The 15,117-nt window shown below is 33.3% G+C and carries 17 protein-coding genes; 7 read left to right on the top strand and 10 right to left on the bottom strand.

The features are described 5' to 3' along the window. Positions 1-277: 277 nt before the first annotated feature. Positions 278-760, bottom strand: coding sequence for a hypothetical protein (locus E0F89_RS15000; RefSeq protein ID WP_131910583.1), 483 nt, complete (start codon positions 758-760; stop codon positions 278-280). A 285-nt stretch (positions 761-1,045) separates the two neighbouring features. Further along, positions 1,046-1,294, bottom strand: coding sequence for a hypothetical protein (locus E0F89_RS14995; protein WP_131910582.1), 249 nt, complete (start codon positions 1,292-1,294; stop codon positions 1,046-1,048). Between the two features lie 210 nt (positions 1,295-1,504). Between E0F89_RS14995 and E0F89_RS14990 the strand changes: the two genes are divergently transcribed. Continuing rightward, on the top strand, positions 1,505-2,644 hold the full coding sequence (locus tag E0F89_RS14990) for a saccharopine dehydrogenase family protein (protein WP_131910581.1): 1,140 nt from the start codon (positions 1,505-1,507) through the stop codon (positions 2,642-2,644). 173 nt (positions 2,645-2,817) lie between these two features. On the opposite strand, the gene E0F89_RS14985 is transcribed toward E0F89_RS14990, so the two are convergent. Beyond that, positions 2,818-3,672, bottom strand: coding sequence for an EamA family transporter (locus E0F89_RS14985; protein WP_131910580.1), 855 nt, complete (start codon positions 3,670-3,672; stop codon positions 2,818-2,820). A 180-nt stretch (positions 3,673-3,852) separates the two neighbouring features. Here E0F89_RS14985 and E0F89_RS14980 point away from each other — a divergent pair, with 180 nt between their 5' ends. Continuing rightward, a complete protein-coding gene (locus tag E0F89_RS14980; RefSeq protein WP_131910579.1) occupies positions 3,853-4,848 on the top strand; it encodes a metal-dependent hydrolase in 996 nt (331 codons plus the stop codon). A 19-nt stretch (positions 4,849-4,867) separates the two neighbouring features. Here the strand turns inward: E0F89_RS14980 and E0F89_RS14975 are convergent, their stop codons facing one another. The 6 genes from E0F89_RS14975 to E0F89_RS17180 form a co-directional block, all read right to left on the bottom strand. After that, positions 4,868-5,461, bottom strand: a complete 594-nt coding sequence (locus E0F89_RS14975) for a 2OG-Fe(II) oxygenase (protein ID WP_131910578.1) — start codon at positions 5,459-5,461, stop codon at positions 4,868-4,870. A gap of 406 nt (positions 5,462-5,867) precedes the next feature. After that, positions 5,868-7,331: an AAA family ATPase gene (locus tag E0F89_RS14970; RefSeq protein ID WP_131910577.1), complete on the bottom strand. Its 1,464-nt coding sequence runs from the start codon at positions 7,329-7,331 to the stop codon at positions 5,868-5,870. 85 nt (positions 7,332-7,416) lie between these two features. Beyond that, positions 7,417-8,535, bottom strand: coding sequence for a vWA domain-containing protein (locus E0F89_RS14965; protein ID WP_131910576.1), 1,119 nt, complete (start codon positions 8,533-8,535; stop codon positions 7,417-7,419). Between the two features lie 91 nt (positions 8,536-8,626). Further along, entirely contained in the window at positions 8,627-9,007 is a 381-nt protein-coding gene (locus E0F89_RS14960; RefSeq protein WP_131910575.1) for a YchJ family protein, read from the bottom strand. A 20-nt stretch (positions 9,008-9,027) separates the two neighbouring features. Beyond that, positions 9,028-9,270 carry a hypothetical protein gene (locus E0F89_RS14955; RefSeq protein WP_131910574.1) on the bottom strand — a complete coding sequence of 81 codons (243 nt, stop codon included), beginning with the start codon at positions 9,268-9,270 and terminating at the stop codon, positions 9,028-9,030. Positions 9,271-9,285: 15 nt separating this feature from the next. After that, positions 9,286-9,435 carry a hypothetical protein gene (locus tag E0F89_RS17180; RefSeq protein WP_165930049.1) on the bottom strand — a complete coding sequence of 50 codons (150 nt, stop codon included), beginning with the start codon at positions 9,433-9,435 and terminating at the stop codon, positions 9,286-9,288. 512 nt (positions 9,436-9,947) lie between these two features. Between E0F89_RS17180 and E0F89_RS14950 the strand changes: the two genes are divergently transcribed. Together E0F89_RS14950 and E0F89_RS14945 are read left to right on the top strand one after the other, a co-directional pair. Next, positions 9,948-12,638 carry a PAS domain S-box protein gene (locus E0F89_RS14950; protein ID WP_165930048.1) on the top strand — a complete coding sequence of 897 codons (2,691 nt, stop codon included), beginning with the start codon at positions 9,948-9,950 and terminating at the stop codon, positions 12,636-12,638. Continuing rightward, positions 12,635-13,030, top strand: a complete 396-nt coding sequence (locus E0F89_RS14945) for a response regulator (RefSeq protein ID WP_131910572.1) — start codon at positions 12,635-12,637, stop codon at positions 13,028-13,030. Before E0F89_RS14950 ends, E0F89_RS14945 begins: the two co-directional genes overlap by 4 nt. Positions 13,031-13,077: 47 nt before the next feature. On the opposite strand, the gene E0F89_RS14940 is transcribed toward E0F89_RS14945, so the two are convergent. Further along, complete coding sequence (locus tag E0F89_RS14940; protein ID WP_131910571.1) at positions 13,078-13,623, bottom strand: hypothetical protein; 546 nt, start codon at positions 13,621-13,623, stop codon at positions 13,078-13,080. A 90-nt stretch (positions 13,624-13,713) separates the two neighbouring features. Between E0F89_RS14940 and E0F89_RS14935 the strand changes: the two genes are divergently transcribed. From E0F89_RS14935 to E0F89_RS14925, 3 genes are all read left to right on the top strand, one after another. Then, a complete protein-coding gene (locus E0F89_RS14935) occupies positions 13,714-13,959 on the top strand; it encodes a hypothetical protein (protein WP_131910570.1) in 246 nt (81 codons plus the stop codon). A 173-nt stretch (positions 13,960-14,132) separates the two neighbouring features. Continuing rightward, the gene (locus tag E0F89_RS14930) at positions 14,133-14,573 is read left to right on the top strand and encodes a KTSC domain-containing protein (RefSeq protein WP_131910569.1); all 441 of its coding nucleotides are present in this window, start codon (positions 14,133-14,135) and stop codon (positions 14,571-14,573) included. 166 nt (positions 14,574-14,739) lie between these two features. After that, the gene (locus tag E0F89_RS14925; protein ID WP_165930047.1) at positions 14,740-14,979 is read left to right on the top strand and encodes a hypothetical protein; all 240 of its coding nucleotides are present in this window, start codon (positions 14,740-14,742) and stop codon (positions 14,977-14,979) included. Positions 14,980-15,117 lie beyond the last annotated feature (138 nt).

Genomic DNA, 15,117 nt, shown 5'->3' with positions numbered 1-15,117 from the left:
CAAATATTATAATCAGGCAATTATAATAGATTATAAATAGCAGCCTTTTTCGAAAGTCTTACAAGAGTAATAAAATATTTTTAAAGTACTCCAGGAAGCAATGACAAGTTTTACTTCCAACAAAGTGATGTGGCTAAGCTTAAATAGTTTAAAGTTTACTCTTATAATAGAATACTTAAACTAATTTAAGCCTCACACATCTTATAATATCTTAATTTATCTGGTTATGAAAACCAGAGATAAGGTTGAAAGATCTAAACTAATGCCAATTATTTATCTACTTATCACTACATTGAACGGTTGCAAGTTTAAATTTAACACGTTCAAAATCAATAGGTGAGCCTTTGACGAAATAGGAAGCACCCATAGTGGTTTGTATTTTTCCATTGCCTAAAATAAGTTCGTCTCCTCGTTTTAGAAACGCCATAGGATTTTTAAATGTTATTTTTTTATTATCGCCTTCAATAAAAGTATAGCTGGCAAATAAAGTATCTCCTCGGAATTCTCCAGCAATTTTTCCTGTCTTTTTAGGCATTTTGAAAAATTTCATATCCATATCACCGGTTATTTCTCCGTTTTTTAACGTGTTCAATTTTAATTCAATGGTATCTTGTTCATACAAGGCCCTGTAGCATTGGATACTGATGGGTTTTTCAGCCTGGACTTTAATTTTATCTTTGACTTTTACATTTTGATTTTCTTTACAGCTTTGAAATCCTAAACAAGCAAACAGCAAACAAAGAAGAACTGGATTTTTCATAATAGTAAGTTTTTAATTAATAATTGTGGTAATACCTATTGCTAATTTACGCAAAAAAAGCGATTATTCGTTGCGTTTTATTTACATTTAAATTATAAATCATATAATTTCATCATTCTTACCAGCAGTAAACATTGCTTGAAGTGCAGGTTAAGTTAGTAAAACGACTCCAAATTTAAAGCTGAATATTTTGCAGGCGTTGGCAGTTTCGCAAAATCCTGAAATCAGCAAAAGTATAACGTATAATAATAGAAATAATCTGATTTTAATTATGCGGCAGAGAAATTATATGGGTTCTTCCCCTCCATCTCGAATGCACGCCTTCACTTTTCCGTTGTATTTTTCAAGTAGCCTTGTTCTAACAGTTTGAAGAATAAAGAAAATTTTATCGGTACGTTTGCTTGTTACCGGATTGATTTTTATTGATCTATTTTGCATTTGAAACCATTTTAAGTGATTTTCCAATAATGAAAAGAGGGAATAAGCCGTTATATTGATATTAGAAAAAGACAGTTTTACTTCTTTGGATATCATAAACGAAAAATTTTTTATCAACAAATTTAACACTCCGTCAAGACCATTAAATGGACTACAGAAATCCTATGCGAAGATGGAAAAAAAACTTATTTTTAGAAGCATTTATTGTTTCTAGGGTTTATTCACTTTCTGACAATGCTTACTTAGGATTGGTAATTTAAATTAGAAGTCAAATGCTTAACCAATAAAAAACAGTATATTTAAAATATGAAAAAACATCACACTATTATTATAGCAGGAGCCGGCGGTATTGCCGAAGCTGTTGGTTTGATACTAATGGAATGGAGCACCGTAGCGCCAACTATTTTCATTGGTGATCGAACCCATTCAAAAGCAAAAAAAGTCGCTCAATGGATTCAAGAAGGAACAACAAAAAATGGATCAGTCCAGGATTTTCATCTTGCAGAAAATGGTTTAACTGAGGAAATGAAAGCAATACTGAGTCAAGGAGACATTATTCTTGACTGCTTGCCGGGTAGCCAAGCACCTAGAATAGCGCAATTTGCCAAAGATTACAACCTGCATTACGCCAACCTAACTGAATATGTTGCTGAAACCGAACAAATAATAGCTTTGGCAAAAGATGCCAAAACTGGTTTTGTACTTCAAACCGGCTTAGCCCCAGGATATATCGATTTACTAGCCAATGGGCTTTTTCAACAATTTTGCAAGGATTTTGAAGTAGATGCTGTAGATAAGCTGGAATTTAAAGTTGGAGCGCTGACCAATCATGCCGTTGCACCACATTATTATGGTTTTACCTGGAGCCCCGTGGGTGTTGCTACTGAATATGTAAAGGACACTATTGTACTTCGGGATTTCAAAAAAACAAATCGACCATCATTATCTGAAAGAGCCGCAATCATTATTGACGGAATCACCTACGAGGAAGATCTCACCTCCGGTGGCGCTGCGGATTTGCCAGATGCGTTGTCGGGAAAAGTACGTTCACTCGATTACAAAACATTACGTCATCCCGGACATTATGCGTGGATACAAACGCAACTAGATGATTTAGAAACAACAGATACAATTAAAAGCCTACAAGAAAAAATGGAAGCCATAATTCCACATGTTGAGGATGACCAAATTATTTTGTATGCTGCCGTAGAAGGGAAAGATGCATCAGGAGTTTTACGACGACGAGAAATTGCCAAGCGCATTATTCCGCAAATTGTTGGGAAACATCAATTACGGGCAATACAAACTACAACTGCAGCGCCATTAGCCCAAGTCGCACAACTTTTGCTGGAAACATCTCTTAGCGGAGTGATTCTCCAAAGCCAAATTGATCCGATAGCATTTTTGAATGGTAATTATATTGTACCCGTTTACGGTAAAGTGTAAAAATACAGAATGATTCCGTAAAATTAAAAACATAAAAAACATCGATTTTATGCATTTAATTTTATGGGATTTTTATTCGCCTTTAGTACCAATTTTAAGCTGATACTTTAAGAACCAGCGCAATCAAAAATCAAAATTTATTTAAGAAAACTGTTATAGCGACAACTTGTCCTTTAAATAGTCTGCGAGATTACGATTAAAATAATCGCTAGTAAAGCCAGAAAAAGTCCAGCGAAATTCATTTTAGATAGTTTTTCCTTAAAAACAAAAATCCCAACAAGACTTCCAATCACAATTACTCCCATGTTCATACCGGCAAAAACCGTTGAAGGATTTTCCGCGAAGGCTTTATGCGCTTTTAGATAAAAAAGTATGTTTCCAAAATTGAAAACACCTACTAAACCTCCAAAAATAATATTTTTGAAGTTTAATGGAATTTTAGTTATTATCACGTCATAAATAACGGCGCTAATCATGGTCAATAACGCGATTCCAAAAACTACAAATAATGACGTAGTATATGGCAAAGTAGTGTGAAGTGCAATTTGCTTGAAAAGGATGTCTATAATTCCAAATCCAAGTAAAACTACCGCTGGATAGATCCATTTATTTTCTGTTTTTTCGGAAGGTTTAGCAAGAATTAGTAACAGTGCCGGAAATGCTACCAACAGCGCAGCTATTTTTAGTGTATTAAAATCCTCTTTGAATAGCAGCCAAGCAGCTAAAATGGGAATAAACAAGGAAAGCCTTTGGGCAGCATCTGTTTTTACAATCCCTACTTGTTTAATTGAAGCCGCCAAAAAAAGAAAGATAGCAGGCAACAAAATCCCAAGAGGGATATAAATTCCCCAAGGTGCCAAGGTTACTAAGTTTGTTACATCAGGACTGAAGAAAAAATAACAAAGAATAAGCGCAAATACATAATTCCAAGCAACAATTTGAACAGGACTGATTTCATATCTGCGAGCCACTTTAAACAACACTCCAACGGTGACACTGCAAATAATACTTAAAATAAGAAATAACATAGTAAATTTTTAGAGCGCAAAATTACCATATATTGTCCTTTCAAATGCTGCTTTTATAAAATTTTAATATGAATTTCCGTTCTTCATCCCAATTATTGCTTGCACTAAATGGTTCAATGAATAACAAACATTTAGATTCGTGTCATTAAGATATTCCATGATTTCCACTACTTTTGCATTATGGATTCTTTTACTCAAATCGCTTTAGGAATTGCAGTTGCCGAAGTTTGTGCTGGCAAAAAACTTAAAAACAAAACGGTTTTATACGGTTCAATTCTGGGAACAATTCCAGATTTAGATATTGTTGTGGGATTAATTTTAAATCCTGTAGATGCAGTCCTGATTCACCGTGGCATCAGTCACTCCCTTTTTCTTTTTCTATTTTTATCGCCTTTATTGGGTTGGCTTATTTCAAAAATAGAAAGGGACAAAATCAACGTCATGCAAGCAACAGCAATGGCATTTTGGTGTTTGTTTACCCATGTTTTATTGGATATGTTTACGTCTTGGGGCACACAAATTTTATGGCCATTGGACTATCGGTTTGCTTTAAAAACCATTTTTGTAATTGACCCGCTGTACACCATTCCGCTTGTCATTGCATTGGTTATGGTCTGGAAACAAAAAGACACCATACTTCGTAAAAAATACATCATCAGAGGGTTATTCATCAGCAGTTCCTATTTGCTTTTGTCCTGTTTTATAAAAATATACGCCTTGAACCAATTTGAAAAAGCGCTATTAAAACAAGGAATCCACTATTCTGAAATTATTGTAAAACCCACCGCTTTCAACGTCATTTTGTGGAATGCTAACGTAGCTACTTCTGAGAATTACTTATTGGGAGACTACTCTCTTTTTGACACACAACCCATTTCGTTCACTGCTTACAGCAAAAATAAAAATTTAGAATCCCAGCTAATAGGCAATTCGGATTTCGAAAAACTGAAGAAAGCCAGTGAAGGCTGGTATATCATTTCTCAAATAAATCAATCTTTATACTTCAATGATTTGCGCTTTGGACTGCTAAATGACAACCCAAAAAACCCACAATTTGCTTTCAGTTATGAATTTATTGCAAACAAAGCTGAACTGAAAGCAATAGAAGTTCCAAAAAGTAAAAGAGACGGGAAGCGATTGCTTCAAAAAATAGTCACGCGGATGAAGGGAAACTGAGTATTTATTTTTTAAAATATTAATCACTCTTCAACCATCCTGTAATGCTCATTCGGGTATTTTGGGTAACCAAAACTTCATGAACTAATTCATCACTTTTAAAGAAAACGGTTTTGCCCTGAGTGGGTGAAATTTTTTGATTGTTATCCAATTGATGAATCAGTAATTCACCGCCGTCACTTTCTTGCCAATTGCTATTCAAATAGCTAATCATCGAGTATTTCCGACTGGGATTATTTTTGAATTGATCCAAGTGCTTTAGATAAAAATCACCCGATTCATACAACGAATAATGAAATTCATAACCCGTTATTCCGGCATAACAACTCTGGTTCAAATAAATAATAAAAGCTTCTATTTGGGCAAAGAATTCGTTTTCGAATGCGTTGTTGTGCTTTTTATCCAACCAATAAATAGAATCGCTTCGTATCGCGCCATCATAAGAAACCTTCTCCGAGTTGCCAATTCCAGCTTCCATCAACAGACTTTTTTGATTTAAAACAATTAAGTTTTGCTTTAGATTATTAGCCAATTTGGTGCTCAAAAAATGTTCAGATATCCCCACTTTATTTTCAATGTAAGAGGCAATTAAATCCTCAAAGCTATTTTCCATGACATTTGCATTGACTGAAAATACCGCCAACGGGACAAGGTAGACTAATAAAAATCGTTAAAGACTGATTCTGAAATAAATAAAAAATTAAATGGTAATTTTTTCCTTTGCTCATATAAATTGAAAAAGCACGATTTCAATTTTAAACAATTAAGTCATTTAAGAAACTACAAAATAGAATTACTTAAATGACTTATATGGTTGGGTCTAGGTGCCTAAATCAAAACTTCAATTTACGCTACATAATTTTCCTGCGAGTACTTTTTAGGCATTTTGGATATTGTAAATCAATCTTAAATGATCAAATGACAGTCCGTGGTAAAAAATAAATAAACATAGAAGTCATTTAAGAAACTACAAAAAAGGAATTTCTTAAATGACTTATATGGTAAAAAAACTATGTTCTTTATAGTTTACTAATAAAACTTCCGTAGATATCCTTGAACTGATATCCTTCAGAAAAGCGGTCTTTGCTCAATTTTTTATATTCCACCAATCCCCAAAGAATAAATTCCTTCATGAAAAATTTATCTTCTTTTTCCAATTGCGGTTGGTATTTCTTGATTAAAATTTCAAGCGGAACAATACTTCCCAAAATTCTTTCGTATTCTTCATCAGAACAATCATCTAATAATTCGAAACCGCTTTCGGCAAAAAACCATTCGATGATATCCGTATAGGCATTTTTGACACCTTCTTTTTCTAACTTTTCAATTTTCGGAAAATAAGCCGGGAAAAAAGTATGAATCGCATCGCCCAATAAATGTTGCGCTACAGCGGCAGCTCCCTCCTGCTCTCCTTCATAAACTAACTCTACTTTTCCGGTGATAGCAGGAATAATTCCCATAAAATCGGATAAACGCAATGTTGTTTTATCAGCTCCTGATTTCAGTGCTCTTCTTTCTGCGGTACTTAATAAGTTTTCAAAAGCAGTAATACTCAATCGAGCACTCACACCGCTTTTATTATCAATATATTCGCTTTCTCTTGCTTCAAAACTAATTTGTTCCAATAAATCCCTTGCTAATGACGGCACGTAAACCATATCATTTTGCGTTACATCCAGTTTTGCTTCCTGTTCTGTAATCGTTCTGGCAATTTTAATAGTTTCTGGATAATGCGTCAGGATTTGAGAACCTATCCTATCTTTTAATGGCGTTACAATACTACCACGATTGGTATAATCCTCAGGATTTGCCGTGAAAACAAATTGCATATCGAGCGGCATTCTTAATTTGAACCCGCGAATTTGGATATCGCCTTCCTGCAAAATATTAAACAACGCTACCTGGATTCTCGCTTGCAAATCAGGTAATTCGTTGATTACAAAAATACAACGATTCGCTCTTGGAATCATCCCGAAATGAATCACACGATCATCTGCATAGGACAGTTTTAAATTTGCCGCTTTTATAGGATCAACATCTCCAATCAAATCCGCAACGGTCACATCTGGCGTAGCTAATTTTTCAAAGAAACGATCACTTCTATGCAACCAAGAAATCGGAGTTTCATCGCCTTTGGTTTCAATAATATCTTTTGCAAAACGGGAAAGTGGCTGCAATGGATCATCGTTAATTTCGGAACCTGTCACAAACGGAATGTACTCGTCTAGCAATTCAATCATTTTGCGTGCCAATCTGGTTTTGGCCTGACCACGAAGCCCCAACAAATTGATGTTGTGGCGTGACAAAATAGCGCGCTCCAATTCAGGAATCACCGTGTTTTCAAAACCGTGAACTCCTTCAAAGGTTGGTTTTCCCGATTTGATTTTTTCTCTAAGATTAGAACGCAACTCATCTTTAATGCTTTTGCTTTCGTAACCTGATTTTTTTAATTCTCCGAGTGTTTTTATATTTTCTATTTTCATATTGCTTTTAAAATTGTTATTGTTATTTATTGTCAATTTGTTCTCGACTGCGCTCGAACTGACAACTGAGACTGTAAACTATCTTCTATTTAATTCTCTTCTTTCGATTGGTTTCATAATCTTCAAAAATCATTTCTCCCAGTCCTTTTAATCCGGTATAAAATGCTTTACCTTGATTTGACTCCGTGAATTTATTTACGAATTTTTGCAGATACGGATCATTCGCAATCATGAAAGTGGTGATTGGAATGTGCAGTTTTCGGGCTTGTTGTGCCTGATTGTAGCATTTATCTACAATATATTCATCGAGTCCGTTACTGTTCATATAATAGGAACCGTCTTTTTCGCGGACACAACTTGGTTTTCCATCGGTAATCATGAAAATTTGCTTGTTTGTATTTCTTTTTCGACGCAAAATATCCATGGCTAATTGTAAACCGGCAACCGTATTTGTGTGATAAGGACCCACTTTTAAATACGGCAAATCCCGGATCGCAATTGTCCAGGCATCGTTTCCAAAAACCAGAATATCTAAAGTATCTTTTGGATAACGGGTCGTAATCAATTCAGCAAGAGCCATTGCCACCTTTTTAGCAGGCGTAATTCTGTCTTCTCCGTACAAAATCATACTGTGACTGATGTCTATCATCAAAACGGTACTCATCTGAGATTTATACTGTGTTTCTTCGACAACCAAATCATTTTCGGTCAACATAAAATCCGCCACTCCATTATTGATTTGCGCGTTGCGTAAACTTTCAGTTAACGAAATCCGTTCGAGACCGTCACCAAAATGAAACTCCCGAAATTCACCGGTATGTTCGTCTCCGTTTCCGGAATGTTTGGTTTTGTGATTACCGCTTCCAGAGCGTTTTAGATTACCAAAAATGTTGTCTAACGCTTGTTGTCGAATGGCGCGCTCCGTCTTGGCAGTAATTCCAATTCCCGAGGTTCCATCCTCTTTGAGTTCGTCGCGGATGTAGCCTTTTTTCTTTAAATCTTCGATAAAATCATCGATGGTATAGTGTTCATCGGTGAGTTTATATTCTTTGTCTAATTCCCTCAACCAGTCGATTGCTTCATCAAAATCTCCCGAAGTATGCGTAATTAACTCTTTGAAAATACCAAAGAGTTTATCAAACGGAGTCTGGAATGGCGCTTCGTATTGCTTGAAATAAAATCCTTTTTTATTATCATTTTTCATAGACAATAAAATTACATCAATAAAAATGTACTGAATACAAACGTTTATTAATTTTTAGTTAAAACAATACTGTGAAAAGGATATAATTAAGCTAATTAAAAAATTGTCCATCTACGTAGAACCAACTTCCATTTTCGAATTTGAATGTCGAAAGTTCATGATGAATTTGTTTTTGACGTTTGCTGTCCAAAAAATAAGCTTTGAATTCCACCGTATTTTCTGTAGCATTTATAATCTCTAATTGAAGCCATTGATTTGAAGTTGCCCAATTTAGAATGTCGGATTTCGAATAGTATTTCCGTTCTGAAATATGAGTGGTTTCCAACAAATAATCGGCTTGATGAGTTGCATAAGCCGAATATCGGGAACGCATCAAGGATTCAGCTGTTGGCGCTTTTTGAATGCCTTTTATAATTGGTTCACAACAGTCCTGAAAAATTTTATCGGAACCGCAATAACACTTATTTGCCATTATTTTTTGATGAAAATCGTTTAAATTGGATTCGTTGCCTGACCATTAAGCCCTACTATTCGTTGATGTAGCTGATTCAATAACACTTGATAACGGCTTATTTCCATCAGATCTTCATCTTCCTCAGCAAAATCAAGGAGTTCATCTAATTCCTCGCTGACGTCCGCTAATTTATTGTTGGCTTCTTTGGCATTTTTTTCGGCAATAAAATCAATTATTTGCTGAACTCCATCTTTCACTTCGTTAAATCTATTTTTTTCCATGACACGAGTTTTATATTATTCTTCTGAAGCTTTGTCTTCATTAAACTTTTTAGTAATTTGTTTTAGCTTTTCCTTTCGCAGTAACACGGATTGTTTGGCCTTGTCTTGCGCTTTGTGTAACTTATCGTTATGTTTTTTTATATTTCTTTCGTTATTTCTGCTCATGACTTTTATTTTTAAAGAATCAAATCAATTATTTGATTCCTAAACTGCTGCAAAGTTCGGATTTATTATTGAAACTAAAATAGTTTTAGTTTGGTAGTTTTAGTTTGCTAAAAAATTGCAGAAACAATTTGGTAGTTATTCACAACGTTGATAGAACTAATTTATTTAAAATCAGGTCTATTATTTTATAATGCGTAAGGTTGTAAACCTTAATGCTCATTGCAATATGTATTACAAAGTATTTTCGAATTAAATTATAAAGAATAGGACTGTACTTAATAAATTATTTTGCTAATTCATTTTTTTTTATATCTTTATTTTTTGAACCAAGTTGCCTCCCAAATCTGCTATTACGATAAATGAAGTCCAAAAATAAACACACAAAATTCATTCACTGGTTCTTAAAAAGGCCAAAAACAACTGGCTTCATAACATTTTTATTCTTAAGTTATGTGGCAGCCTTCATAGTCTCACAGCAGTACAAACTAATAAAAGAAGATGAACAGCGGGAAATGAACAACATATTGCAAGTTGTTCATCAAAATATCGAACAGGCACTTAAAAACTGCTATACGACCACTTTAACCCTGGCATTAACAATCAACGATAAAGGCATTCCTGAAAATTTTGATTATGTAAGTGAAAAACTAATGGAATCAAATCCCAATATTGATGCTGTTCAATTGGTTCCCAATGGAATTATTAAATATACTTACCCTCTTGAAGGAAATGAAACAGCGTTAAATTTAAATATTATAAAAACGCCTCATCTTAGGGACGAAGCCTTAAAGTCGATCGCTAAAAAAAAGATGTATTTTGCAGGCCCATTTGAATTAAAACAAGGCGGAGTTGGAATCGTAGGAAGGTTACCCGTTTTTCGAAATAATAAGTTTTGGGGTTTTTCAGCAGTTATTATTAGGTTAGAAACTTTTTTAAATACTTCGGGAATTAAAAACGTAGATGATTCTAAATATTATTTTCAGTTTTCAAAATATGATATTGAAAAACAAAAAGAGATTTTCTATCTACCTAATAAAACTGACTTTTCAAAAAATTATAGCATTAGTACTCTTATACCGGATGGCGAATGGAATTTATACTTAATATCAAAACATCAGAATTATCTTTATTCTCAGATAGTAATTCCTGGAATTATTGGAATTATTCTGGCAGCACTTTTTGGGGTTTTAATATTTACACTTTTAAAAATACCCGAAGAGTTACAATCTTTAGTAAATACTCAAGCCACTAAATTACTGAATTCAGAAATAAAATTTCAAGCCATATTTGATCAGGCAGCGGTTGGAATTGCACACATAAACTCGTTTACAGGAGATTTTATTGAAATCAATAATCAATATTGTCAATTACTAGGATACTCTCAACAAGAAATGAAAGAGAGGAATTTTCAATCTGTGACGCACCCAGAAGATTTAGAGGAGGATTTAATGAACTTAGAAAAACTTAGGGATGGAAAAATCAATGAGTATTCTATGGAGAAACGGTATTATACAAAATCAGGCGGTATTGTGTGGGTAAATCTTACCGTATCACCACTTTTTAAAAAAGACAAAAAAGTTACCACCCATATTTCCATTGTTGAAGATATTTCAGCAAAAAAAGAAAGTGAAAAATTAATCAAAAAAAGTGAAATTAGATTCAAAAGTTTGTTCGAGGACTCTCCTATTCCTTTATGGGAAGAAGATTTCTCTGAAGTGAAAAATTATTTGCAAGATTTAAAACTTGTCGGTGAAAGTCTTGAAACTGTTTCTCTTTATTTCAAAATGCATCCTGATGTTGTTGAAAAATGCATTTCCTTGGTAAAAATTATTGATGTCAATACGATGTGCCTGGATCTTCATCAAGTCAAAACAAAAAATGAATTAATTTTAGATCTTGCACAAATAATTGATAAAAATTCTATTACGGATTTCACAAAACAATTAATTGCTATAACACAAGGCGAAAAAAAATTGATTGTAGACACCAAAATAAAAAATAAAGACGGCGAATTCCGAGATGTGAATTTAAGGTGGAACGTCATTCGTGGTTATGAAAAAACATTAGAGCGTATCATTGTTTCAACGGAAGACATAACAGATCGTAAATCCTCTGAAAATATAATTCTCAATTCGCAACAAAGAGTCGAATCGCTTATAAATACTATTGACGGAATTGTTTGGGAATGCGACGCAGCTACTTTTAATTTTAATTTTATCAGTCAAAAAGTAGAGAATATTTTGGGATATACTCCGGAAGAATGGCTGGGAAATCCAACATTTTGGCGTGATCATATCTATTCCGAAGATAGCAAATGGGTTCAGGACTATTGCAAAATAAAAACAAATGATGTTTTAGATCATGATTTTGAATACCGAATGGTTGCAAAAAACGGTTCAATTGTTTGGCTGAGAGATATTGTAAATACTGTAATTGAAAACGGCAAAGCAAAAAGTTTACGAGGTATAATGATTGATATCACGAAAACAAAAGAAGCAGAAAAGGAACTGCATAACTCGTTCAACCTGGTTACCGAACAAAACAAAAGACTGCTAAACTTCTCTTATATCGTTTCTCATAATTTAAGATCGCACACCAGTAACATTGCCTCTATTGTCTCTTTGATTGAATCCTCGGAAACTGAAGAAGAACGAGAACAAATGATGGAATTATTAAAAACAGTATCAAGTTCGCTCAACGAAACCATGCTTCATTTAAACGAAGTAATCAACATTAGAACAAATATTGGTTTGGTATCGGAACCTTTAAATTTAGAGCAGTACATCACTACTGTAAGAAACGTACTGTCGGAACAAATCACAACCAATGAAGTAACGATTTTAACAAAAATACCCGATGAAGCAATGATTAATTACAATCCTGCTTATCTGGAAAGCATCCTTTATAATATCATTTCAAATTCTATCAGATACAGACATCCTTCACGTAAACCAATCATAAAAATTAAATTACTTGTCGAAAACGATATGAAAGTTTTACAAATTTCGGATAACGGCATAGGAATTGACCTTGTCAAAAATGCGGACAAAATTTTTGGAATGTATAAAACTTTCACTAATAATTCTGATTCAAAAGGAATTGGATTGTTTATTACAAAGAATCAAATTGATGCCATGGGAGGAAATATTACCGTGGAAAGTGAGCCAAATATTGGAACTACATTTAAAATCTATATTCAATGACAAAAAAAGCAATCTGGATAGTAGACGATGATGCTATTTACCAAATCATCGTTAATAAAATAATTCAAAAATCTGACATGTTTTCTGTCATTTCCACTTTTAAAAATGGAAAAGAAGCTATTGATGACCTTCATACTTCATTAGAAAATAATGCAGATCTTCCGGATATTATTTTATTGGACATCAATATGCCAATTATGGATGGTTGGGAATTCATGGAAGAAATGGGATTGATAAAACCTAAATTTCCTAAAGAAATCGTAGTATACATTGTCAGCTCCTCTATTGCCGTTGAGGATAAAAACAAATCAAAGTCTTATCAAAATATTTTAGGCTATTTATCCAAACCAGTTACAGTAAATGATTTAGTATTGATTGCTTCGAATGATTAAAAGTTTAAGCTGAATTTTGAATCGCAAAGAGACTGAAATTAGAAATCTCAGATGAATTCTTTTTTTATTTCCTCCAAAGTTTTATTGGTGAAAATTAGTTGCTGGATGATTTTTTTTCGCAAATCATCTATATCATCATATTCAAAATACTTGGCCCAGGAAGTAAGACTGAATAGATTCCGAACTTGTTTGATGCGTTTAGTGGTTTCAAAGCTCGTTCTTAAAATTGCCTTTTTATCGTAGTTTGGATTATTCTTGTGTTGGTAATTGACCGTCCTCTTTTGGAAATTTGCCTCTAAATAATAGAGTCCTTCAACAGCATTATCGGGATAAAAATTTTCCCAAGAGGCGAAACCCAATTTAATTTTAGAAATAGTTTCAGGTTCCAAGGGTTCTAAACGCCATTTACTATTAGCCAAGCGACCCCAATGATTTGACAAGCGATACATACCTATTTTAGTGTAGTAATATTTACTTCCAGATTTACTGTCGTACTGGATTTTCAATCCATTTATAGACTCAATAGCTACTTCATTAAAAACACAGAACGTATTCTTGAACGAATTAGGGTTTGGTCGAAAATTTTTTTCCATGATACAAAGGTAATCAGAATGCCCAATTCGTAGCAAGACAAACAATATTTGATTAACTTTGCCAACTAGAATTTTTAAAATAAACGGATTATGACTAAAGCTGCTGAAGAAAGAATGTTACAAAAAGGTGTTTTCACCGGAATTATGGAAAAAGATGAAAATAACAACTTTTTTTGTGGTGTGTATCTTTTAGATTATAAAATGGCACAGAAACACGCTATAGGAGATTACATTACGATAAAATCAATTATTGAAAATCCAAGTGATATCAGTTATAACAAATATCCAAAAAAATCGAAAAACTTCGATAAAGCAAATAATAAGCCACAACAATAGTTGCTTTTAACTTCTAAAATATTCAAATAAGAACATTAAAAAGTACTTTTTTAGGAAAATTTATTGGTGTGAAACCAAAAAAATAAAAAAAAGTGTACCTTTGCAAAAAATTTGTCGATTTTGAAATCAAATTACATTGATTTTATAGTAAAAGACAAGTAGTTACCTTATTTATGAAAAAAATAGTTGAATACCGCAAACTGCTAAATGTAGACAAAACTGCAGAGCTAAAAGATTTGAAAACGATTTATCGTAATGCGATGAAAGAAGCGCATCCTGACAAATTTTCGGGCGATGAAGCTGGATTAAAAGCTGCTGAAGAAAATAGTAAAAAAATTATTGAAGCATATCACTTTTTGGTAAGCATCAATCCTGAAACTATAAAAGCAAACTTACCTGAGTATACTGAAACCATAGCTACATCCACAATTACAGATTATAAATTTGTTGAAGGAAGATTAATCATCAATTTTTCAAACGGAAGTGTTTACGAATACATCAGTGTTCCAAAAGCAACTTATGTAAAAATGGTGAACGCAGATTCTCCTGGAAGATTTGCAAAAAGACATATCCTGAATTCATTTACTTGGAGAAAAACGATCAATCAAGATTAGGTTTTTTTCAAAATTAAAAATACCAAAGCATCCTTCTTAAGGATGCTTTTTTTGTTTTAAGCGGCTTTTAAAAAATGAGTGAAAAATCAGTAAAATTACGGTTGTTTAATCAGCATGTTTTTAGTACTTTAGCAGTCCTGAAAAATCAAAATTGATATTAATAATTATGGAAGATCCTTGCATTAGGTACAAATCGCAATTTAAAAAAGCAAAAGAAACACTTGATATTCTGGAAAGACAAAGAGCAAAAATAGATTTGAGTCTACTTTCAAACCCTATTTGCTCGGTATTACACAAAGAATTAAGGACCGTAAACTTAGATATCAAAATTACTGTAAATGAATTAGAGCATGCCGAAGCGGACATTGAAAAATGCATAATGAAATACAATTCAACCAATAATTAAACAAAGAAACCTTCCTGTTTTTTAGTTTTCTTTTTTTATTAAATATCTCCTTTTTAATAGCTTTACAATTCTTGGCGGCGTAGATAACATTCAGTCAATAGGCACTTTTCTGATAAAAACTCCCTTTATCAAACGGGT

Source organism: Flavobacterium caseinilyticum, from assembly GCF_004349085.1.
Lineage (GTDB): Bacteria > Bacteroidota > Bacteroidia > Flavobacteriales > Flavobacteriaceae > Flavobacterium > Flavobacterium caseinilyticum.
The sequence above is the reverse complement of the archived record's forward strand: the minus strand, read 5'-3'. Positions and strand labels throughout refer to the sequence as shown.

Excerpts from the sequence above, each read along its gene's own strand:
- E0F89_RS14970 (WP_131910577.1), bottom strand. The coding sequence starts at position 7,331 with ATGAAAATAGAAAATATAAAAACACTCGGAGAATTAAAAAAATCAGGT.
- E0F89_RS14940 (WP_131910571.1), bottom strand. The coding sequence starts at position 13,623 with ATGGAAAAAAATTTTCGACCAAACCCTAATTCGTTCAAGAATACGTTC.
- E0F89_RS14925 (WP_165930047.1), top strand. The coding sequence starts at position 14,740 with ATGGAAGATCCTTGCATTAGGTACAAATCGCAATTTAAAAAAGCAAAA.
- E0F89_RS14955 (WP_131910574.1), bottom strand. The coding sequence starts at position 9,270 with ATGGAAAAAAATAGATTTAACGAAGTGAAAGATGGAGTTCAGCAAATA.
- E0F89_RS14985 (WP_131910580.1), bottom strand. The coding sequence starts at position 3,672 with ATGTTATTTCTTATTTTAAGTATTATTTGCAGTGTCACCGTTGGAGTG.
- E0F89_RS17180 (WP_165930049.1), bottom strand. The coding sequence starts at position 9,435 with ATGAGCAGAAATAACGAAAGAAATATAAAAAAACATAACGATAAGTTA.
- E0F89_RS14945 (WP_131910572.1), top strand. The coding sequence starts at position 12,635 with ATGACAAAAAAAGCAATCTGGATAGTAGACGATGATGCTATTTACCAA.
- E0F89_RS14960 (WP_131910575.1), bottom strand. The coding sequence starts at position 9,007 with ATGGCAAATAAGTGTTATTGCGGTTCCGATAAAATTTTTCAGGACTGT.
- E0F89_RS15000 (WP_131910583.1), bottom strand. The coding sequence starts at position 760 with ATGAAAAATCCAGTTCTTCTTTGTTTGCTGTTTGCTTGTTTAGGATTT.
- E0F89_RS14935 (WP_131910570.1), top strand. The coding sequence starts at position 13,714 with ATGACTAAAGCTGCTGAAGAAAGAATGTTACAAAAAGGTGTTTTCACC.
- E0F89_RS14990 (WP_131910581.1), top strand. The coding sequence starts at position 1,505 with ATGAAAAAACATCACACTATTATTATAGCAGGAGCCGGCGGTATTGCC.
- E0F89_RS14930 (WP_131910569.1), top strand. The coding sequence starts at position 14,133 with ATGAAAAAAATAGTTGAATACCGCAAACTGCTAAATGTAGACAAAACT.
- E0F89_RS14950 (WP_165930048.1), top strand. The coding sequence starts at position 9,948 with ATGAACAACATATTGCAAGTTGTTCATCAAAATATCGAACAGGCACTT.
- E0F89_RS14975 (WP_131910578.1), bottom strand. The coding sequence starts at position 5,461 with ATGGAAAATAGCTTTGAGGATTTAATTGCCTCTTACATTGAAAATAAA.
- E0F89_RS14995 (WP_131910582.1), bottom strand. The coding sequence starts at position 1,294 with ATGATATCCAAAGAAGTAAAACTGTCTTTTTCTAATATCAATATAACG.
- E0F89_RS14980 (WP_131910579.1), top strand. The coding sequence starts at position 3,853 with ATGGATTCTTTTACTCAAATCGCTTTAGGAATTGCAGTTGCCGAAGTT.
- E0F89_RS14965 (WP_131910576.1), bottom strand. The coding sequence starts at position 8,535 with ATGAAAAATGATAATAAAAAAGGATTTTATTTCAAGCAATACGAAGCG.